Genomic DNA, 24,978 nt, shown 5'->3' on the forward strand with positions numbered 1-24,978 from the left:
AAGCGCAAGTGCGCTTCTTTAACGATATTTTGTAATTATTGTCCCGGCGGATACATGTAATATTGCACAAACACCGGATAGTGTGTTGAAATCTTTTCCGTTTCCGTTTTATTCAAACCATATTCTTCGCTGAAATTGAAAACGCCTGCGTTTCCGCCGTAATAATTTTTCAAATTCGCGGTCGCGATGATTCTGTCATATGTATAATCGCCTTCTGTTGACGTCACCATGTCGTCTGTTATAATCCAAACATATTCGCTTGATCTGAGCGGCGAATCGGATTTTTCATCATAATACGGCGCGTCGGAATACAAATTTCCGACAACGGTAATTGTATCGTGTCCGGCATATTCCGTCTTGATTTTTTCGATGAGGGCCGGAAGCGCGTCAATCTCTTCTTTGACATTGTTTTTGTCGGTTGTCAGCAAGACAAACAAAACCTGTCCCTGGCCTTCGTAGGCGCGAAACGCGACTAAATACGGGTCTCTGTTAAAAACGTCATCGTCATCGGCATAAGTGCGCGGAACGGAAGACGGATACAGTACGGTTCTGTTGTAAATGTACGCGTATTGTTCCTCGCAGCAGGTTGTGCGCCCGACAATTTCACTTAAATTGAACTGATAATTGTACGGGTCCCCGTTTTCATCAAAACCATTGTTGATTTCATCAATCAAAATTTGCATCGCCTCGCCGTTTTCATCTTTAATTCCCTGAAGACCGATGACATCGAAATTGCGGATGATTTTTGCAAGCGTTGCAACAACTTCTTCATCCGATGCTTTTTCCATGTCAAAATCATCAATGTAAAAAGTTGCGCCGCTGATGATGTGATTGTCCGGCACCTGTTGTTTTTCACCGCTGAGACAGCCGGAAGCGAACAAACCGCAAGACAGCAAAATTATTGTCAATAATAAAATTAAAACCCTGTTATTCATAAGTCACACTTCATTAGCATTCTATTTTAATCTTTTCGCAACCCGAATCGAACATTTTTCATTTTATTTTCGAGTGGCGGCGCTTATTCTTTTCCGCCGAGAACTTTGGATTCATATTGTTCGTATTTGTCATACGTTTTTGCCAGCTTCATAATGTTTGACATTTTGGAATCGGTAAACGTAATCATGTCTTCCAGCTTTTGAATCAATTCGGAATTTTCATTCGGATTTTTCGGAAGCATGGAACAGAATCTGTAAATTTCATAATTCGGCGGGAATTCATAAGTCAATCGAAGCGCCGTAATCATCATCAAAACGGAATATTTGAAACTGATGTAATTCATGTTCGCGATTTCATTGATGTCTTCATCCGTGATGTCTGATGCGACGAAATTCAAAAGCGAGTCAACGGTTTGAATATCTTCTTTGCTGATGAAAACCCGATATTTCATCGGAATCATTGTTTCAACAGATGCGCCCGGTTTTTCTTTTTTCATTTTCAAACCATCGACAACCATTTTTTGAACGGATTTGTAATTTCCGACTGTCAGCGTCGTTGTCACCATGGTTTCGATTTTCGTCAAATTTTCAATTTTGGGCGCAGCTTTTTGTTCCAGCTTTTTAATTCGGGCAATCGTTTCCGTGATTCCGTTTGCCGTCCATGCTTTGGTAATCGGCAATTCCGTCGCTTTCGCGACCAGCTTTTGCTCAGCCATCGCTTTTCCGGCAACTTTTCGAATCAAACGAACGGTTCTTGAATTATTTCCGATAGTCGGTGGCTCAGAACCGATTTCGGAAATATCTTCAAAAAGCTTGTCAATGACCGCTTTGACTTTTCCGCAATGCTCGACAAAATAATAAAAAGAAGGTTTGTCCGTGTCGGCATCGCGGTATTTTTCAAATTCATATTGAAGAGATTGTAATTGATTGTAAATTGACATAATAAAAGTAAGGTTCGGCTGATTTATAAAATTTCTTCAAAACAACCGAAACAGAATAAAAATCAATCGACAGAGAAAGTCAAAATGAAATTAAATGAATCAAATGAAAATAAAATTTAAACAGAATTAAAAACGAAATTAAAACGGAATCAAAAAAAATTAAACCGAATTAAAAAACGAAATTAAAACAGATCAAAAAATGAAATCAAAATAAAAAAAGAAACGGAAAAACGGATTACTCCGCTTTTCTGATGTAAACGATTTTGACGTTGTTGTTATTCGCGTAGTCCTGGATTTCATCCGTCATGTCGCCGGCTGAAATGAAAAGACCGAAATCCGTTTTGTAATGGTTTTTCGCGTCAATCGCTTTTTCGATTTTTCTGTTTGTAATTGTGCCGAATTCGTCATTGTCAACGACGACGATGTAGCGGAGATTGTCTTTGTACAAAAGCAAATCTGCGTCGTCCGTTGATAATTTAGACACTTCAAAGCCCATCTGCTCAAACAAATCGGCGGCTTTGACAGCCAGCGGCGCTTCAACCAAATTCGATGAAGATTTCAATTGGTGCGCGCCTCCGCTTGAAAGCGCTTTGATGGAACTCGGATTCAAACGGCGCGTGCCGTCGGGATTGAGCTGATAAGAGCCGTCCGGATTCAACAAATAATTTTCCTTTGAGTCAAGCAAATAATTGCCGCTGTCATCTAAAAGGTAATGACCGTCTGCGGTGAGCTGATACGCGCCGCCGGCTTCAAGCTGAAGAGATCCGTCCGCGTTCAATTGCATGGTCGCGCCGGGCAGCATGTTCTGTCCGCCGCCGCCAATCTGGTCTCTCTCGGGCGCGCCGCCAAGCTTTGCGTTTTTGCGCTCCCAAAGCATATATTCTTCTCTTTTCAGTCTTTCCGCCATGTCGCCCTCATCCATCGGAATGCCTGATTGCTGCGTGTTTTGGGCGTTGTTTAAAGCGTATTCGTAATTGGACTGATCGAACAAAACCGTTCTCATCTTGTCGAAATAACGGTTTTCGGTTTCTTCGAGATACAAGTCTTTGGCGTCCTGAACCGCCATGCGGAATTCGTCAATGTGACCGCGTCTGCCGCGAAGAAGGAACTTATATTCGCGTCCGTCTTTTGTCGTCATTGAAAAAGTTGTTCTTTTCAACAGGAAATAAGAAAATAAACTGATAATTGCCAAAATACCGATGATAATTGCCAAATACACCGACCATTGCGTCAGCATGGCAACAACTTCAGCATCCGTGTGCGTGCCGAAATAAATCGCGCCGTATTGCGCCAAATAATAACCGATTGTTCCGGCGTTAATGTAAATTAAAGCCGCCGCAACCAAAAGCACAAATCCCCAAAGGATTTTTCCCCATTGCGGGCGATAAGACCAGCCCGTTGAAACGACATCTTCCAAACGGAATTCTCTCATGTTCAATTTTCTTTTATTCAACGAGAAAAGACGTTTATTCGTCAGCACAAGCGTTGTCCAGCTTTTGTATTCCGATGCGGCCATGTTGTTATGAGACCACACCGTTTCGTCCTTCATGTCAATTGAATTGAGGACACGCTCTTCTTTTCCTAAATATTTTGAGAAATTTGCCATAGTTTTTATCACCGATTATCTGTTTTTAGGCGTTATTTCAACGTGTAAAATAATATTTGTAGTGTATTGTTTCGATGTTTATATACTTTATTTCATATTTTGTTTTTTAAAATTATTTATTTTATAAAATTGGTTGCACCGAATATCAAATCAAAACGAAACGAAGAACGAATAAATCAAAATGAAAGAAAGAATTGAAATCAAAAACGAAATGAAAAACAGACAAATCAAAAATGAAATCGAAATTAAACTCAATATGAATGATTTCAAAATAAAAAAATCAAAGTATCTCATCGAATTTTAAAAATAATAAAAACGAGGAAAGGCAAAGCCTTTCCTTTGAATTGACTCGATTAATGTTTCGATAAATATTATTGATTAATACTTTCGATTAATGTTTCGATAATATTATTGATTAATACTTTCGATAATGTTTCGATTAATATTATTGATTAATACTTCGATTCATTAATGAGTTCAACTCGTAATTTATCTTAATACGGAACCGGAAGTCCCATTTCAATGCGGTGTTCGATTTCTTGGGCGTTTTTGGTTTTCTTAGCGTCGGACAATTTTTCAAGCATCGGGAATCCGACTTTGTCTTCCATGTCGATCGGCTTTGTTTCCAATTTTCCTGCCGCAATCATTTTGTCGATGAAATCTTTTCCGCGTTTGTTTCTGATGATGACCGTGCTCCAGCCGTCGGGCGAGCCGACCGATCCGGTTGCAAAGTCTGCGTATTCGGATGTGTAATCCATACAAACGTGACAGGATTTCTGCTCAAACGGATGCGTTTCTTTAATCGGGATTGCGATGGCTTCACTGCCGTCTTTCGGGTAAACGAAAAGCTTTCCTTTACCGATATCCGTCTTCAAAACGTCGTCCATTTTAACGCCGGCGTATTCTTCGATTAACGTTTTCATGCCGTTGTACGGGAAGTTTTCCATGCAGAAAATGCCGATGACAAGACCGATGTTTTCAACCGTGCCGCGGAAAGCCGCCGGATACTGCATCATTTTCTTCATCGCAATGACCTGACAGGGCGTTCCGACAAATCCGAGCTTTTCAAGAGCGTATTCCTTAACGGCGCTTTTGACAAGAGACATATTCGGGCTGAGCGAATATTTTGTGCCGCGCGCGGACAAAATTTCATCTCTGGTTCTTGCGATTTTCGGCATCGGCTTGAATCCTTCGGTTGTGTCGGCGACAATCACGCCGTCCAAAAGACCGTTTTCAAGACCGTAAACGTAGGCCGCCGTTACAATTCCGCCGTCCTGAGATCTCTTTAAGATTTCCTGGTCGGTGGAGCGCGCGGAAATAATTTCAATATATTCTCCGATCATTTTCACACCTCCAAAAGTCCTTTCAGCTTAGGCATTCTGATTCTCGGGCACTGCAAAACGCAGGAACCGCAGTTGATGCACATTTCCATGCGAATGTCAGGCTTGCCGTCATACATCGCAACCGCGCGCATCTGGCACGCTGCCGCGCAAGTGCCGCAGCCCATGCAAAGACCCTGGCTGATAACCTGTTTGACCAAGTTTTCGCCGCTGGCGTCCTGATATTTGACAAATTCGGCATACATTTCCAAATAATCCGTGTCGCCTTCAAGCGCCGCCATTATGAATTTAACGATGGAGTCCGTCGAGGGCGGGCATCCGGGAATCGCGAAATCGACTTTAACGACTTCCGCGACCGGAACAAAAGAGACGTGCGTCGGCTGCGGGTTTTGACCGCCGCGTCCGAAACGCGTGACACCGCCGGTGACAGCGCAGGCGCCGAGCGAAACGACGACTTTTGATTTCTCGCGCACTTCTTTAATTAATTCAACAGCATGGTGGTCGTCCAAACAAATACTTCCTTCCACCAATGCGATATCAACTTCATCCGGATAAACGCGTTCAATGACGATTTTGTCTTCCGTTTCCGTTACTTTTGTCATTTCATCGGCCAGCGTGATCGCGTAAACGAGATCGACGGCACCTAAAATGTCAAGGAGCTTTTCGTACGTGTCGGCAAATGAAATTAAGCAGCCCGTACATCCGCTCATGTGGACATGTGAGATTTTTACCAATATAATCACCCGATTTTACATTTCAAATCCATTCGCGCAATTTCAGCGAATGTGCTTTTACTCTGTCCCGTTATTTCTCCAATTCTTCCAAAACCATTTCGGCGGCTTTGTCAACAGCGGCGGTCACTTCGTCGGAAAGTTCAACGCAGACATCCGGCGCGGACAAATACTTGTACTGGCATCCGATGACGACAACTTCGATTCCGTATTTGTCATGGATGTCATTCAGCATTCCGGCAAGAGGCATATCGTGCGCATCAATGTGATATTTCGGGATATTCGGCAAATCTTCCGGATAAAGCCTTGTCAGCTCGCCCGGCGATAAACCATAATCAATAATATCAGCAATGATTACTTTTTTGACTCTCGATTCTTCATCAATCAAAGAAAGAATGAAGTGTGAAGCGCCTGTTCCTGCATCAATGATTCCGACATCTTCTGACTTCAGTTTCGGGTTTGATTCTTTCAGCTCATTTAAACGCTGAACGACTGCGAATCCAAATCCGTCATCTGCTAAGAGGATATTTCCGCAACCCAGAATTAATGTTTCTTTTTCAAGGTATTCCGGCATAAAGTCACCTGGTTTTTATCTATGTATAAATCGAAATTTTATTTATATGGATTGTATAATATGGAAATCATTGGAAAAATACTTTGCGGGACTTTTATTTAAAGATCTTTTCACCGACGGTGTTTCCGTCATAGTCTTTTGCAATCATGTGCGTTGCGCAGGAGACACACGGGTCGTATGCGCGGACAACGTGTTCGGCGAACTTGTAGTGGTTGCCGACGGTTGCGCGTCCGATGACCGGGATATTCCAGGTGGTTGCGACAATTGCGCTGTACTCAACGATTCTTCCGTCTTTTCCGACGACTGCGGCGTGGACGTTGTGGCCGCGAGCCGCTTCGATTGCGCCGACACCGATTGTTTCGCCGTCGCCGACGATCGGATCCGTACAATACGGGGCGCCGCTGGTGTTTAATTCGTCCAAAAGTTCAAGTGCTCTTTCGGCGTAGCATGCCATTTCCAAAGCTCTTGCTTTGTGAATGCCGAGCGCGCCTTTTGTTTCTTTGAAATCTTTAAATGTGACCATACGGGCGCGCGGGCCGACTTCGACTAAACTTCCTTTGTATTTCGGAATGTTTGTGCAGGCTTGGAGCGCGACTTCTTTGGGATATTCTTCAAAGGGTGAATATTCAACCGCTTGAGAATAATCGAATTTAGAAATGTCGCCGTAGGTTAAACTGGTTGCAAGCAGCGGGAAATCGTGGTAGCCGAATGTATCGGGGAGTTCCGTTCCGTCGTTGAGCTTGCCTTCGTTAAAAATATTCATCATGTAATCGCATTGAACAGCCGCGAGTTCCAAGTAGTTTTTCGCGCGGTCAATGAGTTTTCCTTTTGCTTCAGGCGTGATGTTTTTGGCCATGCCGCCGATCTTGATGTTCGGGGGGTGAATCGCTTCGCCGCCGATTGTGTCGACGAAATACTGACCGATTTTTCTCATTTCCTGAATTCTTTTAACGACTTCAGCGTAATCGTCTTTCGGAACATAGTCCGGCGCGATTAAGAACTGGTGGAGCGGATGGGAATGCATCTTGTTTCCGATTGCCGTTAACTCTCTTAAAATCAATCCGTCTTTGGACGGTTCCATGTTGCAGGCGCGTTCGAGCGCTTCAACGGAAGAAGTCGAGTGCGCTGTCGGGCAAATGCCACAGAAACGTGAAACTGCAATCGGCGCGAACTCCGCAACTTTTCCGTATAAGAATTTTTCAAAACCTCTGACCGGCGTCACGCTGTGATAGGCGCCTGACTCGACGATACCTTCATCATCGACCGTCAGGACCAAATTCGTATGGCCTTCATGTCGGGTTGTCGGTTTAATTTCTACTGTTTTACTCATTCAATCACCTATTTTATCGCCGGTATTCGCGGGATAAACCTCTCTTTCGTTTTTGATTGTAATCCTCTCTGAATCCGGATTTTCAGCTTTTTCAAAACGATTTATCGTGATAAATGTTATGGTTAATTTTGCGCTGTAATTCTAAATTTTAAAAAAATCACCTGATTCAGTATTTTTTACAATTTCATCTCTCTTTAAAAGCCTTGTGGTGAAGGTTGTCCGCGAATTATAATAAAACCGAAATCAAGCGGTTATTCTTCTATTTACGTTTTTTTGAAAAAAGCGTTCAATTCAAAGGCAATTGAATCGGTTTTTAAAATTTCGGATTGTTTATGCAATACGCCGGCAATTCATTACAAATCATTATATATTTAGCTGAATAATGAATTAACATTGCGTTTGCGTAAATTTTTACCGCGCGATCACAAGAATTATCAAAAACAATTTTAAAATTCTAAGCAATTCAAAAACAAGAGGGTACTATTAATGAATTTGGAGCAAATGAATGCTTACGGTGCCGACCTCAAAATGCTTCTTCAATTGGAAGGATCACCGGTCGCCGTTAAGTTAATTCCGGCCGGCAACGAAGATGAAGTGACAGGACGATTTGAAAAGCTTGACCGTCAAATGCGCCATTGCCAAATCACGGATCACGTTCGCCGCACCGGCGAAATGTTTTACACGACGCTGAGCGAGCAGCAATGCAAAGGCGGCGCGGCGGCACTTGGCCTGACGCAGCTTTCCGACAAAGTCAAAAGCGGCGAATTTTACTGCGACGGCCTCCATCATTTTGAAACGGTTGAAGCCGCTAAAAAAACGGTTGACATGATTACGTTTTTAGCGCCGAACTCCAATTCCGTTGTGCTTTACGCGCCGCTTGAAAAAGCAGCGTTTGAGCCCGATATTATCATTTTCATCTGCAACCCCGAGCAAGCCATGCTCCTGACGCAAGGGTGGGAATACAAAGACGGCGGTCGCATCGAAGCCGCGTTTTCGGGAAAACAAAGCGTTTGTTCCGATGCCGTCGCTCAAGTCATTAAAACCGGAAAACCCAACGTCACCGTCGGCTGCAGCGGCAGCCGCGCTTACACTAAAATTATGCCGAGCGAACTTTTGTATTCGATTCCGGCGCAAGACGTTGAAAAAACAGTTATCGGGCTTCATATGATTGTTGGCGATTCCGATTGATGAAGGTTTTGGAGATGAATATGCAAAATTGAACATATTCATTTCACTTTTTTATTATTCATATTATCTTAAAACAGCATCTTGTTTTTCAGAAATATTTTAAAATCGGAGCGGCTCACGCGCGGTGGCGCGGCAGCAAACGTAAAAACTCTTACTCTTCCCACAAATACCGATATTTATCCAAATATCCGTATTGTTCGGCTTCTCTCGATCTTTGATAAATCAGTGCCGCCGGGTGGAATATTTTGACAATATACGTTCCGTTTTCATCAATTTTTGATTCGCCCCATTCAAGCGTTTCGCCGTACGCTTTTTCGGCGGTGTTTCCGAGAAGAATGATGATTTTCGGCTTCATCAGTTCAAGCTGCGCTTCCATAAACGGGCGGCAGATTTCAATTTCCTTTTTTGTCGGTGTCCGGTTTGCCGGCGGGCGGCATTTCAGCGTGTTGATGACCGCCCACTCACCGTCTTTTAATGCCATGTATTCGATGAATTTGTCCAGCAATTTTCCGGCGCGGCCGCAGAACGGGACGCCGGTTTCGTCTTCATTTTTGCCGGGTGCTTCGCCGATGAAAACAACTTTCGGATGTTGTGATCCTTTTGAAATCACTTTATTTGTGACGGTTTCGTGAAGCGCGCATTTTTGACATTCCTGTATTTTTTGCTCCAAATACGGAAAACCGCCTTGAACCAAATCAGCGACGATAAGCGAATCGTTTTCTTTCAAATCTTTCCCTCTCTTTTTTCAATTTTTGAATTCAACTTTTTTTCAATCTGTTTCTTCGTTTCGGTTTATGTCAGAACAAAGGGTTTAAATTATATATATTAACACATTCTTTATTTCACATTGGTTTGTCAGCATTTATCCCGATTTCGTTCTTCGATTTGAAATCGAACATAACACAATCAGCATATTGAATCGGGACTCAGTTCTTTTTATATTAATCAAATACGGGAAAGATTTCCATGAAAGTGGTTGTTATCGGCGCAGGCGAAGTGGGTTACAATATCGCCAAAGTCATGTCGGATAAAAACGATGTCATTGTCATCGACAAAGATTCTGAGCGTGCGGCGCGCGCCAACGAATTAGACGTCCAGGTGATGGTCGGAAACGGCGCGAATGTTGATCTTTTAAAAGAATTGCCGGCTTTTGATCTTTTTGTCGCGGTGTCAAGCAACGACGAAATCAATATTCTTTCCTGCCTTGCGGCAAAAACAATTTCTCAAAATAAAGCAAAAACGATTGCGCGTGTCAGCAATCCGGATTACATCAAAAAGCCGGTTTCTCAAAAACCAGAAGTCGGCGTCGATGTGATGGTTTGTCCGGAACTCTCGTTGGCGTCCGAAATCGCCGAGTTGCTCTACATTCGCGGCGCGGTTGACGTCGAAGTTTTCGCGGAAGGAAAAGTCGAAATGATTGAATTTATCATTTCCGAATCCAATCAGCTCATCGGCAAATCATTTAAGGAACTGCGCCTCAACCAAGTGTGTACAGTCGGCGCGATTTTGCGCGAAAGCGATGTTATAATTCCAAACGGCGACAGTTATCTGATGCCGGATGATCACATAATCGTCATCGTTAAAACCGACGACGTTGAAAAGGTGGAAGCGTTGTTTTCGCCCGAAGCCGAATCTTCAAAAAAGAGAAAGAAACGCATTTTGCTGATCGGCTGTGGCGATGTCGGTTTTTATTTGGCGAATATGATTGACAAAGATCCTTGGATTGATTTAAAAATTATCGAGCAAAACGAAGACCGCTGCCTGGAGGTCGTTGATTTGCTCCCGCATTCCTTGATTTTAAAAGGCGATGCAACCGACATCGATCTTTTGAAAGAAGAAGGCGCCGGCAACTCCGACATTGTTGTTTCCGTGACCGACAGCGATGAAAAAAATCTTTTGTGCGGTTTGATGGCCAAACATTTCGGCGCGAAAAAGATTATCGGCCGAACAACGCATCCCGATTACATTCCGGTTTTTGAAATGGTCGGAATCGACATCGCGCTCAGCACGCGAAACGCAACGATTAATGAAGTGCTGCGCCTGACGCTCGGAACCAGTATTGAGACGCTGCGCGCGCTTCCGCAGGCGCAGTCTGAAATTTTGGAGTATTTGGTGACGGAACAATCCAAAATTGTCGGAAAGCCGGTCAAAGAGCTTCATTTCCCCTCGGATGCGATAATAAGCATGATTGTCAGAGACGGCGATCCGATTATTCCGACCGGCGATTTGGAAATTCTTCCGAATGACCGCGTGATTGTTTTTTCAAAGCCTGAAGCTTATTCCAAGCTGAATAAATTGTTTAAATAAACCGGCAGGTCGAAAAATGGCGCGAGGAATCAGTTTTAAAAATATTTTTTCAATTGTCGGCAGGATTTTACTTTTGCTCGCGCTTGTTCAAATCGTTCCTCTCGGAATCGCTTTTTATTACAATGAATCCATTTGGCCGTTTTTGATTTCGATTCTGATTTCCGTTTTCTTCGGTTTGATTTTCGGTTATTATACAAAAGATAACGAAAGCGAGTGGACGGTTCGCGAAAGTTACGCGATTGTTGCTCTCAGCTGGCTGTTTTCCGCTGTTTTCTGCGCGATTCCGTTTCTGCTGTCCGGTTTGTCTCCGTTTGACGCGTTTTTTGAAGCGATGTCGGGTGTGACGACGACCGGCGCGACGATTTTAACGGAAATTGATGCTTGGCCGAAAAGTCTCCTGTTTTGGAGAAGTTTAACGCAATGGCTCGGCGGTCTCGGTGTTGTCGCGCTTTTCCTAGCGGTGATTCCGAAGGTCAATATGAGAGGGCGCCAGCTTTATAAAATGGAATTTTCAGGACCGACCGAAGACAAAATCCGTCCGAAAATCAGCAGCACGGCAAAGATTTTGTGGAATTTTTACATCGGCGCAACGATTCTCTTGGCAATCATTTTGTTCGTTTTGGAATTTCCGGTTTACGACGCGGTCATTTTTGCTTTGACAACGATGTCAAGCGGCGGTTTTGCGCCTTATGACGCAAGCATTCTGCCGTTTATGAATTTTAAAACGGAAATCGTCATTATCATTTTCATGCTGATTGCCGGAACGAATTTCGCGCTGATTTACAAGGCGGCAACGAAAGGCATTCGTCACCTGACAAAGGACGAAGAGTTCCGGACATACATTTTCTTCTTCCTGATTGTCTCGGCGCTTTTGACAATCATTTTAGTCCGCGACATGGGCTACAGTTTAACGCTGGCCGCGCGATACGCGTTTTTCCAAATCAGCAGCATTATCACAACAACGGGTTTTGTGATTGTGGATTATAATGTTTGGAGCGACGCGGCCAAAATCCTGCTTCTCCTTGCGATGTTTACGGGCGGCTGCTCGGGCTCAACAGCCGGCGGCCCGACGTTCGTTCGCTGGATTATTCTTTTGCGCCACGCGCGCCGCGATATTTTTAAATTCCTGCACCCGAACGCCGTCAAACCGATCAAATTCAACGGCAGAAGTCTGAACGAAGAAGTTGTCAACTCAACAATCTCCTTCATGATTTTGTATTTCCTGGCATTCGTCATCAGCACTGTCCTCCTCGGAATTTTGGAACTTGATCTGATTACGGCGGCAACGACATCTATCGGAACGCTCGGAAACATCGGCCCGATTTTCGGCATGAACAGTCCGTTTGACAGCTTCGCCGACTTCCCCGTCCTCGCTCGCGTCATCATGGTCGCCAACATGTGGATCGGCAGACTTGAAATTTACACCGTTATTTTGCTGTTCACGAGAGAATTTTGGAAACGGTAAAACCGTTTTTCATTTTATTTTTTGAAAAACGAGAACCGGTTTCAGATTTTTTTTGAAAAGCCGGGATAGGATTTCATAATTTTTTGAAAAGCGGAGCGGCTCGCGCGCGGCGGCGGCAGCTGCTGCCGGCCATGGCGGCAACGGAAACGGAGAGGTAGCAGCGGAAACAGAAACGGAAAGGTAGCCGTGCCCACGTTCGCGAAGCGAACGGATGTGATAAAAAAGAGCAGATAGTAAATTGAAGAGTCCGAACCCGTATAAACGCATACAATCGCCGCAGGATTAACAGAAAACGGCATCATAAGGAATTATATTAACGGTAACCAGCCGCTCGGGCTCGGTCTTATATTATAAGACGCAAGAAAACTATTTATATCTATCTAATCGTTTTTTACATCACGGTTTTCTAACCAAAAACCGCAACCAATTAAAGGATTAACTTAAATGACAAATCAAGAATCATATAGCGCAGGCTATAAAATCGACGAACTCGAAGAGTTCGCAGAAAAGCATTTTAAAGACCAATACAACGCCGCACTGGTAAATATTGCAGAATATCGCGAAATCGTGGACAATCAACAACGCATTTTAGCTGACAACCTCAACGAACTGCACTATTGGGAAAAAGTCGCGTGTTCTTTGGAACTCAACGTTTCTTATATCCCTCTCCGTTTCGAATTTAGAAATGCGATGGAGGAAGACGAATGACCGATGAAAACAAAATCGTTATCACGCTGACTGAAAACGCAAACGGGACAATTGACGCCGTCTATGACGGAACGGCAACCGCGGACTTTTTGATAAAAATCTCTCACGCCCTATCGGTTGTCAAATGCGACATTCTGAAACGCGGACTTCTCGCCAAAGAAAAAGACGACGAGGCGACACAATGAGCACGCAACTGAGTCACTATCTGATTGAACGTGCAGCGATGAAATACGGCACGGTCTCATCGGAAGAAGTTATGAAAATCGCAGGTTACACAACGAAACAGGGAGCTTGTGCAGCAATGCGCAGCATTGCCACAAAACGACCCGAAACCTTCGATTACAACGCAGGAAATAACAAAAAATCTGAAAATGCAACATTAACTTTCAAAGAGGAATCCACGAATGCCGCCGACAATCAGAACGACGGAGCGGCAGCGAATTGATATTCTCGTTGAAGAAATCAACAAAGGACACGATTGGTTCAGCATGACTGATTTAAAAAACATGCTCGGATTCACGCAAAACAAAAACGCACGCAAATTCGCGCTGAAATTGTGCCGGGCATACCCGGGCACGTTCAAATACCAAACAGGACTTAAAAAAACGCATTCGGCACACTTGCACATCATAAAAAAACAATTCTAAAACGACATTTGACGATACTAAAAAACCTCCGTTTTAGTATCGTTCTTCTTTTTTTGGCTCAGCTTGTACCTGAGGTACAAGTTTCAACTCAACTTGTACCTGAGGTATAAGCACCGTCCGCACCCGTTTCTACTTTTTGCCAAAAAACGAAAATCAATAAGCAAGCGACATCATTTTAATTTCACTTGTACCCGAGGTACTAATTTCTGCGAAGATATGTGAGGGTTTAAATATTTTCGATTTTTGCGCCCCCTATAATTATTATAAAAACGAATTGAATAAATCGCCTGCACCTGCTTTTTTTGAAAAAAAAAGAAAGGTACACCTCTCTACATGTATCTGTATGCGTACCTTGTATAAAAAGGTACACCTCTCTACACAAAAATTACGGCGAAACGGCGGCGGCATAGGCAGCGAAGCTGCCGCCGCCGTTTCGACGCCGCCCGCTTTCTCGCTCGGGTGGGGGCGAGCCCACCCTCGCGCGCGGTCGGCTGTAAGAAGCAAACAGGTTTAAGCTTTTTGGGATTGCCACAGTACCCCCAAACAAAAACAAACATTGACAGCCCCAAACAGCAATACCCGTATGAGGTGATTATTACGCCCACACTGGACGAACTGATGAGAACTTGCAAACACTGTGGCAAAACGCTGCAACAGCGCGGTATCGCCATGCACGAACGTTACTGCGACGGTAACCCTGCCGTGAAACGTACACCTTGCCGCCACTGCGGCAACGAGTTCACCGCAAGGGGCTTGCCGGTGCACGAAGCAACATGCAAAAACCGTAAAGAAGAAACAGAACAACCCCACGAACCGACGAACGACCAACCACACGAAGAACCCAACGAACCGACAGACGAACAAAACAACGAAACCCCCCAACTTTTACCACTACCCCCCTTACTACCACAAATACCCAAAATTAACCAACCCCCTGCAACGGCACAACTGCCGCAGCCGGAACAAACAGAACAAAAAAATGAGGTTGAAACAATGCAAACCGATTTTGGCAACACAATTGAAATTGTACGCGAAGCTGCCGCCCCGGCCGCAACACAAGCGCGAAACTTTGACGCATGGGCACCTGTCGCCGAGAAAGCTCTCGGCATGCCCGAAGGTCAGCAACTGCTCGGAGCTGCCGCCGGATTTATGCACAAACTCGGCGAAGCCGTCGGCAACGGATTCAGCAAAGGAAAGAACAAAAACCAAGAAATCGACGAATACGAGGACTTCTAATGTCGTTTTTACTTTTACTTATATTGGCGGTCATTGCTGCCGTCATCGTTTACTTGCTTTGGAGGAATAAAAATGAATAAAACACAAAAAAAGATAGCAAAAGAACTGAACGAATACCGAAAAATCCAAAAAGACAACATCTGGGACGACTACTCAGTCGGACTGTACAACGGAATTGAATTTTGCTGTTCCGTCGTCGAAAACCGCGACGCGAAATTCAAACGTTGGAACAAAAAGAAACAAAAGGCGGTCAAAGCATGAAATTAAAATTTTTCGGCATGGAGTTTGACCCTCTCGTTCTCGTTTCTGAAAACATCGACAACTTGAACGACGCGGACTATCTGGAACTGCGCAACGGGTTTATCCAAATCGTGCACGACCAAGACAAAAAAAGAATACAGGCGGTCAACAATGTGCAACCAACCCCCGAAGAAATCCCCGACGAATGCGAATAAAAGGTGGTGGCAATTTTGGAAATAAACGCAAACGCACGAAGGGGCGAAATGTCGACATGCCCGGATTGTAAATCTTCAATTCTTTTTGTTTACGCAAACACTCCGCGGTACGCGGTTGGCTCATGTCTGCACTGTGGCGGTATATTTGTCCGGGTGGTCGCATGACCGAAATGAAAACATTAACAGCCGCTCAAATTCGGCAAATAATGACAACGTATAAAACGCTCGGCATTCTCGGCAAAAAAGGCAGCGGCAAAAGTGTTGTTATTGCCTCCTGCGCCGATGCCCTCCCCGAAGTTATCGTTTTCGACATGCTCGGCGTTTACAACCCCGAAGCGCAGTACAAAACGGCAGTTATCCCGAAAAGCCGCTACTACGAAAACCCAACCGCTTTTATTAATAAATTCGACAACAGCAAACTGAAAAAACACGTCATCAACTTTTCAGCGGTCAAACCGTCTGAACTGATCGCCGAAGCGGACAAAATCTGTGAATTTATTTTAAACCACGCAAAAAAGACAACAGGCAAACTGTACGTTCTCGTTGACGAAGTTGCAGACATTGCCCCGGAACGCGGCAAAATCAGTGACAACTTCCACTTCCTTGTCAAAAACGGCAGAAACTACGGTATTTTCGTCATCATGGCATCACAACGTCCGCAAGGCGTTGATAAAAGCGTGCTCGAACTCTGCGACGGCTACCTGCTGAGCGGTCAAAACGGCAACAGAACAATTGAAGAAATTGTTAAAATCACAAACTCCGAAGACCGCCGACACACGGAAACAATATTAAGAGAACTCCCCGAACGTACTTTTTTATTCGTTCACGAAAACGAAAACGAACCTTACAAGATACCAACATACAAAAACGCATTCAAACAACACTAAAAAACAAAAATGCAGTATATCTTAAACTTAGCCGTGTATATTGCTCTCGAAAATGTATGTCCTCCTGCGGAAACAAAACACCGCAGGAAGATATCAAAATGAAACTCTCTACTGATGTAACAACGGGCAAAGTGGGGCTCGGCACAATCGCTGCGGCTGCACTCATTAAACCGTTCGAAGAATCTCTTTTGGCAGGCATTGTCGGCGACGGCAATCTTGTATCTGGTACAGTTAAAGCCGTCGGCGCAGTTGTCGGCGCGGAATTAATCGGCGACACATCACCTTTCTTGGGTAACGCAGTCGGCATCGCTTTTGGCATGGACGCAGTCGAAGACTACCTCGGCGCGCTCGGCATTGGCAGTAAAGCGTTCATGTCCGGCGGCGGCGGCGCAAACAGCGAGGAGGCTTTCTGATGGCAAGAATCGCAAACACAAAAATTCGCCTCGTCAGAACTGACAGCGAAGGCGACGACACAAGCGTTGTCAAAGAATGGGACGTTGACGTTCAGATGTCCACCGCTGCGGAAGCAACCCCAACGGAAAGGGAATGGCTCGAAGCAGAAGCACTCGGCGCATCTTTAAAACCGTATGACAAACTCAGACTTGAAATGTACAACCCCCTTGCAACAAACCAAATCGTCAGCGGCACGCTCACAAAGATTTTCATTCCTTACAGAAAGAAAAACATGAGCACTAAAAAATCCTCGAACCTTGTCATGACTGCCGCCGATTTCGACAAAATCAACGCAGGAAACGTCACTTGCTATCCGCAGACTTGGACTTCTCTCGGCGAATACATCGCAAAACCGAAAACAGCAGTCAAACTCGGACACTTGACCGCTAACGGTCTCGACAAAAACAACGACCGTGTCTTAATCGTGCCTTACGCACCTTAAACGGGGTGATTCCCCATGACAACGATTAAAGAATCGTGGACGACCTTTCAAGGCGTAAACCAACCCGAAAACCTCGCGCCGGGCGAAAATAAAGAATTGAAATACGGCGGTGTCAAGCTTAGTCGTTCGATTAAAGCAGGCACACTGCCGTTTCTCGGCTGCAAAATCTACAACGCAAGCGACAGTTCAGCGTTACAGGTTTTTTTCAACGGAAACGAGGACAGGGGCGACGTTATCGACGCAGGACACGAACAGATTTTCTCCGGCTTCGTGATGAACGATATTAACCTCATCAACAAAGGCGAAGAACCAATCGCAGGCTCTGACATTCACATCACGATTTTCAGCAGCCACGACCTCCTGCGCGACTATTACGACCTAAAAGAAAAAGAAACCAAATACGGCAAAATCGTTGCCGTCGGCGGAGGCGACCAGTAAATGGCATTGTTTAACGGCAGCACAAACCAAAATCAAAAGAGTTTATCACAAATTCTTAACATGAATTACACGTTCGACCGCATCAGTGCTATTGACTTTTCGACCGACGACCACACAACACAAAACCAAAATTCATACCAATACAGCAACCAAACGACAAACAACCACATTGTCGCGCCCGTTTTCGCGCTTAACAGTTCGGGCGTCATCAGCTCCCCAACTGCAAGCCCGAAAATCACCACGGAAACCGCATCAGCATTGGAAGCCAAAGACGGCGGCACCGGGATTAACCCTGCCGTTCTCGTTCTCGGCGCGGTCGCGGCAGTTGTGGCGGTCGTCGTTCTGCCGGAGGTCTTAAAATGAGCAACGAAAACAAAAAAAGCACTAAAAACAACAAGAAAACCCTATTAATCGGCGGCAGCATCATTGCAGCCGCCGCAATCGCTTTATATGCAACAGGCGGCGGCAGCTCTGACGACGGTTGGGGCTTTGGCGGCGGTGTCGGCGGCGGCAGCGGTATTGGCGAAGGCTTCGACTTGGCAGAATATCTGCAAACCCTCACCGAAGACGTTCCCACAACCACCCCAACGCCGCAACTGTTCATTTCGGGCGAAAACATCGACTTCAACGACCCATTCACGAAATTGGCAATTCTCGACTCTCAGCTGAACGCACCCGGCAACGACTTCTTCCAAGTCGATGTTCCGTTCGCGCCAACGAGAACAGGCGCGCTCGCAAACCAAAGACACTTGTTAAGCCAAACAGGCAACAGCGGCGGAAGCAACGCAGGCGGCTACGACAACAGCCCTGCCGCAGGCGGCGGCGGTGGCGGCGGAGGCGGCAACAGCGGAAACACAGGAAAAGCAACAGTCAGCAGCGGCAGCAGCAACAAAAGCAGCAGCGGCGGTTACGGTGGGGCAAAAATCGTTTCCGACGCAGGCAAAAAAGCAGCAAGCGGATTAAAACTTCCGTCAAGTTTCAGCCGCGGCAGTTTTGGCAGCGGCGGCATCGGCGGCGGCGGCGGAGGTTTGAGATAATGGGCGTAGGCTACTCAACCCGAACACGTTTCAGTACACCTGCCGGATTGGACGCGGAGAAACCTCCGCACCCCCAAAAAGGCAACGTGTATATTGCAACCGATACCGAAAAACAATACGTTTGCTACGAAACAGGCGTTTGGAAAGATGGACTTTATCCCGACGCAGACGGCTTAATGCGTTTTAACGGTAAACCGCTGTACACAAAAATCAACAGCAGTGAAGGCGGTCAAAACTTCGGAACAACAACACAAACGGTATTGTCAAACAACGCAACTGGAGTAAGGGCGGCGGCGACTAATCGCCCCAACTACGTGACAATCGTTGCCGCATCACCGCAAACAAGTCTTCTCCCGGCAGACCTAACACCTGAAAAAATCCGCGCCGTTTCAATCATGACCTCGCCAACGGAAGTTAAAGAACTCATGCGTTGGACTGACATAATCCCACGCGGAACATATTTGCGCGGCTTCGTGCTGTTACCTGCTGTTCTGACAAACTATCCGGACATCACTCTTGAAGACGTTTTCGAAAACCTCAACATCTCCGTTATTGCAACCTCGTCTTTTTCCGTGCAAGCGCGCTGGTGGGATTGTAATCCGCTTTGGGGGACACCATGACTAAGATAAAACTCGCCATTATTGGCATTCTCGCAGCGGCTTTTTTCCTCGTCGCGATTTTGTCGGTCACTTTCCCCGAAAGCACCGACCCCCTCAAAGAGCTTTACAGCATGCTGACAGGCTTCTTTCGTGGGCTTGGCGCTCCTGCCGGATACATTACTGTTTATTCGGCGTATCTGCTCGGAAAATGACGACAAAACAGACAAAACAAACAAAAAATGAAAATCAAGAAATCTTGATTTTCACCTTATTTTTTTCATTAAATCTACTGACTAATCCGACCGTTTCTTTTTTCATTTTGCCCGGTTCGATGTGGCCACAATTCCGATCCGCAAAAAACCGGGAGAAATTCGTCCGGATCGTCGCGCCGGCAACGAACAAAAACGCTATCGGCAAAAAATCGACTAAAAAAACGACCAAAACAATTTTACTTGATTATTCGCTTTTACTATGTAAAAGCGACAGCAAGCGAATCATAATGAGATAGAAAAGAATTTATAAAAAAAGGTCAATCATTTGAAATTGGTGATTCTAATGATTGACTTAAACAATCAAACGCAATTTAATTATTTAAGGTTTGACTTCAACAATTTACCTAACGCCGTTTACGACGACGGACTAATCCGCGGCGTTGCCCCGAACACGGCACGACAATACAGAGCGACGACGAAATACTACTGCGATATCATAGACCCCACATTATTCAACCACGACTCAAAATATCTTGATTTTAAACCATCTCTTATTGATTATCTCAATTTCTGCCGAGACTCCGGATTCAGTTTTCCGACAATTAAAACACATTTCAACGCATTGAACAATACATTTCTTTACTTAATCGACAACGGCATAATTTCTTTTAATCCAATTCCCCAATTTCGGAAACGTTACATTAGAATCTTCAAAAACCCCCCATGTGCGCCAAAACAAGACCTCGGGGTAGAAGATGTCGAACTGCTGATAAAAACCGTCCCAAAACTGAATTTTAAAGACGAAATAAACATAGAAAAATACATTTCAATAATTCTAACATTTTCATTAACAGGACTTAGAATTAATGAACTAATCCCCCTCAACCTCTACAATTACGACCACACAAACGGTTTTATCCACCTCGGAGAACCGAACAAGATACAAGGTAAACGAACAAACACAATTATACCAGTCAGCAGGCAGATTGTAGATGCGATAAACGCTTATCTCTTCTTGCGTGAACAGCGCGGCGAAATTCTTACGTCAAACTCACCACTTTTCTTAAACGAGCTCGGAACAGGAAGACTGACTGACAAAACCTTACAATTACAAATTCAAAAAATAGGCACGCTCTGCGGACTTCACAACCCAAGCCCCGACGCGCAAAGTTACGAAAAGGTAACAGCTCACACATTCAGACACTTTTTTACAAAAACAATGAGGGAATTAGGTATGCCGATTGCGTATATTGCCGAAATGAGGGGCGACAAACGGAGCTTCTTCGCTATTCAAGATTGGTACTATCAAATCACTTACCGCGAATTAAAAAAGGTCTACAATCTCTACATTCCGATTTTACGCATTCCGGACACAAAAGAAAAATTCGAAATCGTAAACGGTTGGTTACCTGCGGCAATAAACACATTCAACGTTTTCGACGATTCGAAAAAACAGTAACAAGATAAACATTTTACCATTTTTGGGTTCGGACTCTAACTGTCTGCTTCTAAAAAAGAGCAGATACGCGCGCAAACGCAAACCGCATGTGCAAACGCAGACACGAACAAAAAGCACAAACGCAATTGCAAATAGAAATTAAAATTAATACATCAGTTTTTGAAATTTCATTGACTCATGGTGGCGAATCTCCAATCGTTCCTTTTGCTCGCTCCGCTCACAAAACTCACGATTGGAGGCGGTTGTTTTGGTTTTCATTTATTGTGTTAAACCGAAACATCGTTTTTATTTCAAAAATTGAAAAAGAGTCGAACTCCGGTTTTCATTAATTTTTTTACATTTTTTTGGATTTTCGGGAGTTCGGGTTTGATAAAATTTGGAAAAAAATGGATGTTTGTTTATTAGGAAAATGAAAAGAATCATTTCTTTCCAATTCTTTTCCAATAAAAATACAAAATGAAAACGCTGCCGATTAAAACAATTGCCAGAATTGAAATTGATAACCACATGTTGCCCGGCAAAAATGTTGCTCTTTTATCGGTGGTTTGAATGATTTCTCCCGTATTAATATCAAATGTGTAGCGAATTCCGTCGTTTGTTAATACGGATAACGTGCTGTTTTTTTCATCATAAACACGCTCATTATATTGTTCCCAAGTATAGTGGCTCACTGTATGTTTTCGGGCATCTAAATCTTTCATCAAATCTGTTACTCGAACCGGATTCATTGTCCCGTTATTACAAAAAACAATACCTCTGTCTTCATTTGTTTCCTGCCAGGTCATTGCGGCAAAACTCATCCTGTCCGCTGAGAAGTAAAGCTCTTGATAAAAATATTCGTTGACAGTGTAGATTTTCTCTCCGGTCGATTTCACATACAAGCCGGATTCTTCAGGAACGCTTTGATTCATATCGTAATTATCTGAAGGAACCATCCGAAAAACAAGATCCTGATCTTCAAAATCAATTTCATAAGGTATCGGCGCAATCATTGAGTCCGCTTGAACCGGGCCAGCCGAAACTAAAAACAAAAGAAAAATTAATGAGATTATTTTGATTTGTTTCATATTTTGTCTCCAACTTTCATTCATTAAATTTTTCAATTCATTAGATTTCCAATAAATTCAATTTTATTAATAAGTTCGGAATCCTGTCAAAATGAAAAATCAATTGAAAAATAAAAAATAAAAAATAAAAAATAAAACAAATCAAAATGAATCCGATTAAATCAAAGACTTCAGCAAATCGTAATAAACGCCTTTCATCTTCCACATTAATTTCTTATCCGATTTTAAAACGGCAACTATCGCTTCTTTCAATTCAAAATCTTCAAGCGGCAATGCGGCCGCCATTTTCGCGATGTGATTCATTTCTTCATCCGTCCATGAATCATACGCTTTTTTAATTTTGTAATTGCGTTTAATTGTTTTTCCGAGCGTTTGATCCCATTCGGTTTGATATTTTTTCAGAAATTTGTCACTGCAATCGCCGGCGGCAATCGCTTCTGCTGCCGTTCGTCCGGCCATCTCGCCGGCGTAAGTCGCGTACCGAATCCCTGCGCCCGTAATCGGATCGGTTTGGCGCGCGGCATCGCCTGCCAGCATCAAACCGTTAGCCGTGATTTTTTCGAGTCCGCCGGAGACGGGAACGCCGCCGAAAAATGTTCCGAGAATTTTGGCGTTTGGGAATTTCTCTGACATAAAACTTTCAAGATAATCAATTGCTTTCTTTCCGTTGCGGTTTTTCGAAATGCCGATGCCGACATTCGCCGTGTTGTTCCCTTTCGGAAAAACCCAAATGTAGCCGCCCGGCGCGATTTCGTTTCCGAGGAATATTTCGCATTCGGCCGGGCGAATTGATTCATCGTAAATCAAGAACTGAACACCGGATTCGATGTCGTTTAATTTCAAAGTTGTGTCAATACCGGCCATGCGCGCGATTTTCGATTCAATTCCGTCAGCGGCGATGACGATTTTGGAACGAATCCTTATCTCTTCGCCGAGATGATTGAGAACAACACCGGCGACGGTTTTTTCTTCATTATTGATTTCTTCAATAATCAAACCCGTCGCCGCCGTTTTTGTATAAACATCAGCGCCGGCATCCGCCGCAAGTTTTGCCAAATGCCTGTCAAAAATCTTTCGATCCAAAATAATGCCGGCTTCGCTGTCGATTCCCGACATATTTGTTGTCACCGAAAACGACGTGCCGTTTGGCGCGTGAACAACTGCCGCATGCAGTTCATTACAAATAAAAGCGGGATCAATGTCAACGAATTTCATCAATTCCGTTTTTGACGTTCCCTCAGCGCAGCGAACCGGAACGCCAATCTCCGGACGCTTTTCAATCAAAAGAACGCTGCAGCCCCGAATTGCTGCCGTTTTCGCGGCGATTGATCCGGCCGGACCTGCGCCGATAACGATGACATCGTATTCGTTTTTCATGATAATGCCGAAATATATCAAAAACCGTAATCAAATTGAGAATCAAATTGAGAATCAAAATAAAAAAGAAATTAGATCAGTCGGCTTATAAACCGAGCTGATTCACACCCAACTTGAGCAATAATTTTTTATCGACTTTTGAGAGAATCTTAACAAGATGGCCGACATCTAAAACGCCGGTAAAATCAACATCTTTCAAAGATTCGACAAGATTGTTTGCTTCTTCATCCGTCATGTCAATATAATAATTCTTCAAAATTAAATCGCGGCTCATGATTTTACCACATTTGCTTTCCCAGTTTTTCTGATACTTTTTGAGGAATTTTTCTGTGAAATCACCGGCTTTAACAGCGTCTGCCGCAATCGTTCCTGCCATCTCCCCGGACCAAAGGCCGTGTTTGATGCCGCCGCCCGTAATCGGATCAGACAATTGTCCGGCATCGCCGACAAGCATAATCCCCGGACCGTAAATCTTGTCAATGCCGCCGGAAACCGGAACGCCGCCGTAATCCATTTCAATGATTTTACCGTTCGGGAAACGCTCTTCAACAAACTTGTTCAAATAATCAATCGGTCTTCCGCCGTCTTTGATTTTGCTGCCGAGAAGGCCGATGCCGACGTTTGCGCGCCCCGGTCCTTTCGGGAAAATCCAAACATAGCCGCCGGGTGCGAATTGATTGCCCATAAAGAATTCAACATTATCAGGATCGATGTCAATGCCGGTCATCAAATACTGAACGCCGGTTTCGATATCGGACGGTTTTAATGTCGTGTTAATGCCGGCCCATCTGCCGACTTTGGATTCAACGCCGTCTGCGCCGATGACGATGTTTGCGGAAATTTCTTTTTCAACGCCGAAACGTTTAACTTTAACGCCGGCGACTCTGCCGTCTTTCATGATTAAACCGGTTGCCATTGTTTTGGTATAAACATCGGCGCCGGCCTTCGCAGCTCTTTCGGCAAGCGCGCGGTCAAAGATTTTTCTTTCCAAAATGTAGCCGTAAATCTGGTTTTCATCATTTGCGCGCATTTTAATCGGCGTGCCGTTCGGAACATAAATCGTTGCGCCTTTAATGGGCGCTGCCACCCAGCGGTCCTCGTAATCCAAATATCTGTCCAGCTCGTAGGTTCCGACACCTTCCGCACAGCGGATCGGGTCTCCGATTTCCTGACGCTTTTCAATCAAAAGAACGGACGCGCCGCCTTCTGCGGCAAATCTCGCGGCGACCGATCCTGCAGGACCTGCGCCGACAACAATCACATCATACGCATCTTTCATCTTTGCACCTCGATTGCGCCGATCGGACATACTTTTTTGCAGGTTGAGCAGCCGTTGCAAAGACTGTCGTCAACATCAATCCAGACCTCTTTTAAATCAAGGGCCATCGTCGGGCAGACTGCCACACACGCACCGCAATAGCCGCACTTGTTCCTATTAACAATTACTGTCACTTATGTCACCTGTAATGGGGATTTTAAAAATAAAAATATAATAAATATGAAACAGATAATGACTGATAATAAATTATTTTATATATGCGTTT

General features: G+C 44.4%; 32 protein-coding genes. 19 read left to right on the forward strand and 13 right to left on the reverse strand.

The genetic code is table 11. The features are described 5' to 3' along the window. Nucleotides 1-35 precede the first annotated feature (35 nt). From MmiEs2_RS04505 to frhA, 7 genes are all read right to left on the reverse strand, one after another. Nucleotides 36-908, reverse strand: a complete 873-nt coding sequence (locus tag MmiEs2_RS04505; RefSeq protein ID WP_316558692.1) for an exonuclease/endonuclease/phosphatase family protein — start codon at nucleotides 906-908, stop codon at nucleotides 36-38. A gap of 110 nt (nucleotides 909-1,018) precedes the next feature. Then, the gene (locus tag MmiEs2_RS04510) at nucleotides 1,019-1,876 is read right to left on the reverse strand and encodes a hypothetical protein (RefSeq protein WP_316558693.1); all 858 of its coding nucleotides are present in this window, start codon (nucleotides 1,874-1,876) and stop codon (nucleotides 1,019-1,021) included. A gap of 235 nt (nucleotides 1,877-2,111) precedes the next feature. After that, on the reverse strand, nucleotides 2,112-3,482 hold the full coding sequence (locus tag MmiEs2_RS04515; protein WP_316558694.1) for a restriction endonuclease: 1,371 nt from the start codon (nucleotides 3,480-3,482) through the stop codon (nucleotides 2,112-2,114). Nucleotides 3,483-3,976: 494 nt separating this feature from the next. Further along, complete coding sequence (gene frhB / locus MmiEs2_RS04520) at nucleotides 3,977-4,825, reverse strand: coenzyme F420 hydrogenase subunit beta (RefSeq protein ID WP_316558695.1); 849 nt, start codon at nucleotides 4,823-4,825, stop codon at nucleotides 3,977-3,979. Between the two features lie 2 nt (nucleotides 4,826-4,827). Continuing rightward, the gene (gene frhG / locus MmiEs2_RS04525; RefSeq protein ID WP_316558696.1) at nucleotides 4,828-5,556 is read right to left on the reverse strand and encodes a coenzyme F420 hydrogenase subunit gamma; all 729 of its coding nucleotides are present in this window, start codon (nucleotides 5,554-5,556) and stop codon (nucleotides 4,828-4,830) included. Nucleotides 5,557-5,626: 70 nt separating this feature from the next. Beyond that, nucleotides 5,627-6,127, reverse strand: coding sequence for a coenzyme F420-reducing hydrogenase, FrhD protein (frhD, locus tag MmiEs2_RS04530; protein ID WP_316558697.1), 501 nt, complete (start codon nucleotides 6,125-6,127; stop codon nucleotides 5,627-5,629). A 94-nt stretch (nucleotides 6,128-6,221) separates the two neighbouring features. Further along, nucleotides 6,222-7,457: a coenzyme F420 hydrogenase subunit alpha gene (gene frhA / locus MmiEs2_RS04535; RefSeq protein ID WP_316558698.1), complete on the reverse strand. Its 1,236-nt coding sequence runs from the start codon at nucleotides 7,455-7,457 to the stop codon at nucleotides 6,222-6,224. A 486-nt stretch (nucleotides 7,458-7,943) separates the two neighbouring features. Between frhA and MmiEs2_RS04540 the strand changes: the two genes are divergently transcribed. Further along, on the forward strand, nucleotides 7,944-8,645 hold the full coding sequence (locus MmiEs2_RS04540) for a DUF169 domain-containing protein (RefSeq protein WP_316558699.1): 702 nt from the start codon (nucleotides 7,944-7,946) through the stop codon (nucleotides 8,643-8,645). Between the two features lie 151 nt (nucleotides 8,646-8,796). On the opposite strand, the gene MmiEs2_RS04545 is transcribed toward MmiEs2_RS04540, so the two are convergent. Beyond that, nucleotides 8,797-9,372, reverse strand: coding sequence for a uracil-DNA glycosylase (locus tag MmiEs2_RS04545; RefSeq protein ID WP_316558700.1), 576 nt, complete (start codon nucleotides 9,370-9,372; stop codon nucleotides 8,797-8,799). A gap of 239 nt (nucleotides 9,373-9,611) precedes the next feature. Between MmiEs2_RS04545 and trkA the strand changes: the two genes are divergently transcribed. Both trkA and MmiEs2_RS04555 read left to right on the forward strand, forming a co-directional pair. Next, nucleotides 9,612-10,952, forward strand: coding sequence for a Trk system potassium transporter TrkA (gene trkA, locus MmiEs2_RS04550; RefSeq protein WP_316558701.1), 1,341 nt, complete (start codon nucleotides 9,612-9,614; stop codon nucleotides 10,950-10,952). A 16-nt stretch (nucleotides 10,953-10,968) separates the two neighbouring features. Continuing rightward, complete coding sequence (locus tag MmiEs2_RS04555) at nucleotides 10,969-12,417, forward strand: TrkH family potassium uptake protein (protein ID WP_316558702.1); 1,449 nt, start codon at nucleotides 10,969-10,971, stop codon at nucleotides 12,415-12,417. A gap of 9 nt (nucleotides 12,418-12,426) precedes the next feature. On the opposite strand, the gene MmiEs2_RS04560 is transcribed toward MmiEs2_RS04555, so the two are convergent. Further along, nucleotides 12,427-12,684 (reverse strand): hypothetical protein, encoded by a 258-nt coding sequence (locus tag MmiEs2_RS04560; RefSeq protein WP_316558703.1) that lies wholly within the window; start codon nucleotides 12,682-12,684, stop codon nucleotides 12,427-12,429. 177 nt (nucleotides 12,685-12,861) lie between these two features. Between MmiEs2_RS04560 and MmiEs2_RS04565 the strand changes: the two genes are divergently transcribed. From MmiEs2_RS04565 to MmiEs2_RS04640, 16 genes are all read left to right on the forward strand, one after another. After that, on the forward strand, nucleotides 12,862-13,125 hold the full coding sequence (locus MmiEs2_RS04565; RefSeq protein WP_316558704.1) for a hypothetical protein: 264 nt from the start codon (nucleotides 12,862-12,864) through the stop codon (nucleotides 13,123-13,125). Continuing rightward, the gene (locus MmiEs2_RS04570) at nucleotides 13,122-13,310 is read left to right on the forward strand and encodes a hypothetical protein (protein ID WP_316558705.1); all 189 of its coding nucleotides are present in this window, start codon (nucleotides 13,122-13,124) and stop codon (nucleotides 13,308-13,310) included. The genes MmiEs2_RS04565 and MmiEs2_RS04570 overlap by 4 nt, the downstream gene beginning before the upstream one ends. Further along, nucleotides 13,307-13,570 carry a hypothetical protein gene (locus MmiEs2_RS04575; protein ID WP_316558706.1) on the forward strand — a complete coding sequence of 88 codons (264 nt, stop codon included), beginning with the start codon at nucleotides 13,307-13,309 and terminating at the stop codon, nucleotides 13,568-13,570. The genes MmiEs2_RS04570 and MmiEs2_RS04575 overlap by 4 nt, the downstream gene beginning before the upstream one ends. Continuing rightward, entirely contained in the window at nucleotides 13,530-13,772 is a 243-nt protein-coding gene (locus MmiEs2_RS04580; protein ID WP_316558707.1) for a hypothetical protein, read from the forward strand. The genes MmiEs2_RS04575 and MmiEs2_RS04580 overlap by 41 nt, the downstream gene beginning before the upstream one ends. Nucleotides 13,773-14,531: 759 nt before the next feature. Continuing rightward, nucleotides 14,532-15,008 (forward strand): hypothetical protein, encoded by a 477-nt coding sequence (locus MmiEs2_RS04585; RefSeq protein ID WP_316558708.1) that lies wholly within the window; start codon nucleotides 14,532-14,534, stop codon nucleotides 15,006-15,008. 72 nt (nucleotides 15,009-15,080) lie between these two features. Next, complete coding sequence (locus tag MmiEs2_RS04590) at nucleotides 15,081-15,269, forward strand: hypothetical protein (protein ID WP_316558709.1); 189 nt, start codon at nucleotides 15,081-15,083, stop codon at nucleotides 15,267-15,269. Continuing rightward, entirely contained in the window at nucleotides 15,266-15,463 is a 198-nt protein-coding gene (locus MmiEs2_RS04595) for a hypothetical protein (RefSeq protein ID WP_316558710.1), read from the forward strand. Before MmiEs2_RS04590 ends, MmiEs2_RS04595 begins: the two co-directional genes overlap by 4 nt. Before the next feature lie 122 nt (nucleotides 15,464-15,585). After that, nucleotides 15,586-16,350 (forward strand): ATP-binding protein, encoded by a 765-nt coding sequence (locus MmiEs2_RS04600; RefSeq protein WP_316558711.1) that lies wholly within the window; start codon nucleotides 15,586-15,588, stop codon nucleotides 16,348-16,350. A 98-nt stretch (nucleotides 16,351-16,448) separates the two neighbouring features. Beyond that, nucleotides 16,449-16,763, forward strand: a complete 315-nt coding sequence (locus tag MmiEs2_RS04605; protein ID WP_316558712.1) for a hypothetical protein — start codon at nucleotides 16,449-16,451, stop codon at nucleotides 16,761-16,763. After that, nucleotides 16,763-17,245, forward strand: a complete 483-nt coding sequence (locus MmiEs2_RS04610) for a hypothetical protein (RefSeq protein ID WP_316558713.1) — start codon at nucleotides 16,763-16,765, stop codon at nucleotides 17,243-17,245. Before MmiEs2_RS04605 ends, MmiEs2_RS04610 begins: the two co-directional genes overlap by 1 nt. 15 nt (nucleotides 17,246-17,260) lie before the next feature. Further along, nucleotides 17,261-17,683 (forward strand): hypothetical protein, encoded by a 423-nt coding sequence (locus MmiEs2_RS04615; RefSeq protein ID WP_316558714.1) that lies wholly within the window; start codon nucleotides 17,261-17,263, stop codon nucleotides 17,681-17,683. Then, complete coding sequence (locus MmiEs2_RS04620; RefSeq protein WP_316558715.1) at nucleotides 17,684-18,046, forward strand: hypothetical protein; 363 nt, start codon at nucleotides 17,684-17,686, stop codon at nucleotides 18,044-18,046. It begins immediately after the preceding gene. Continuing rightward, the gene (locus MmiEs2_RS04625) at nucleotides 18,043-18,720 is read left to right on the forward strand and encodes a hypothetical protein (protein ID WP_316558716.1); all 678 of its coding nucleotides are present in this window, start codon (nucleotides 18,043-18,045) and stop codon (nucleotides 18,718-18,720) included. The genes MmiEs2_RS04620 and MmiEs2_RS04625 overlap by 4 nt, the downstream gene beginning before the upstream one ends. After that, on the forward strand, nucleotides 18,720-19,340 hold the full coding sequence (locus MmiEs2_RS04630) for a hypothetical protein (protein WP_316558717.1): 621 nt from the start codon (nucleotides 18,720-18,722) through the stop codon (nucleotides 19,338-19,340). The genes MmiEs2_RS04625 and MmiEs2_RS04630 overlap by 1 nt, the downstream gene beginning before the upstream one ends. Beyond that, nucleotides 19,337-19,531 carry a hypothetical protein gene (locus MmiEs2_RS04635; protein WP_316558718.1) on the forward strand — a complete coding sequence of 65 codons (195 nt, stop codon included), beginning with the start codon at nucleotides 19,337-19,339 and terminating at the stop codon, nucleotides 19,529-19,531. The genes MmiEs2_RS04630 and MmiEs2_RS04635 overlap by 4 nt, the downstream gene beginning before the upstream one ends. A gap of 343 nt (nucleotides 19,532-19,874) precedes the next feature. Beyond that, a complete protein-coding gene (locus MmiEs2_RS04640) occupies nucleotides 19,875-20,990 on the forward strand; it encodes a tyrosine-type recombinase/integrase (protein WP_316558719.1) in 1,116 nt (371 codons plus the stop codon). 419 nt (nucleotides 20,991-21,409) lie between these two features. Here the strand turns inward: MmiEs2_RS04640 and MmiEs2_RS04645 are convergent, their stop codons facing one another. The 4 genes from MmiEs2_RS04645 to MmiEs2_RS04660 form a co-directional block, all read right to left on the reverse strand. After that, nucleotides 21,410-21,982 (reverse strand): hypothetical protein, encoded by a 573-nt coding sequence (locus MmiEs2_RS04645; RefSeq protein ID WP_316558720.1) that lies wholly within the window; start codon nucleotides 21,980-21,982, stop codon nucleotides 21,410-21,412. Nucleotides 21,983-22,213: 231 nt separating this feature from the next. Then, nucleotides 22,214-23,434, reverse strand: a complete 1,221-nt coding sequence (locus MmiEs2_RS04650) for a geranylgeranyl reductase family protein (RefSeq protein WP_316558721.1) — start codon at nucleotides 23,432-23,434, stop codon at nucleotides 22,214-22,216. An 85-nt stretch (nucleotides 23,435-23,519) separates the two neighbouring features. Beyond that, nucleotides 23,520-24,713, reverse strand: a complete 1,194-nt coding sequence (locus MmiEs2_RS04655; protein WP_316558722.1) for an NAD(P)/FAD-dependent oxidoreductase — start codon at nucleotides 24,711-24,713, stop codon at nucleotides 23,520-23,522. Continuing rightward, nucleotides 24,710-24,886 carry an indolepyruvate ferredoxin oxidoreductase subunit alpha gene (locus MmiEs2_RS04660; protein ID WP_316558723.1) on the reverse strand — a complete coding sequence of 59 codons (177 nt, stop codon included), beginning with the start codon at nucleotides 24,884-24,886 and terminating at the stop codon, nucleotides 24,710-24,712. The genes MmiEs2_RS04655 and MmiEs2_RS04660 overlap by 4 nt, the downstream gene beginning before the upstream one ends. Nucleotides 24,887-24,978 lie beyond the last annotated feature (92 nt).

Source organism: Methanimicrococcus stummii (assembly GCF_032594435.1).
Lineage (GTDB): Archaea > Halobacteriota > Methanosarcinia > Methanosarcinales > Methanosarcinaceae > Methanimicrococcus > Methanimicrococcus stummii.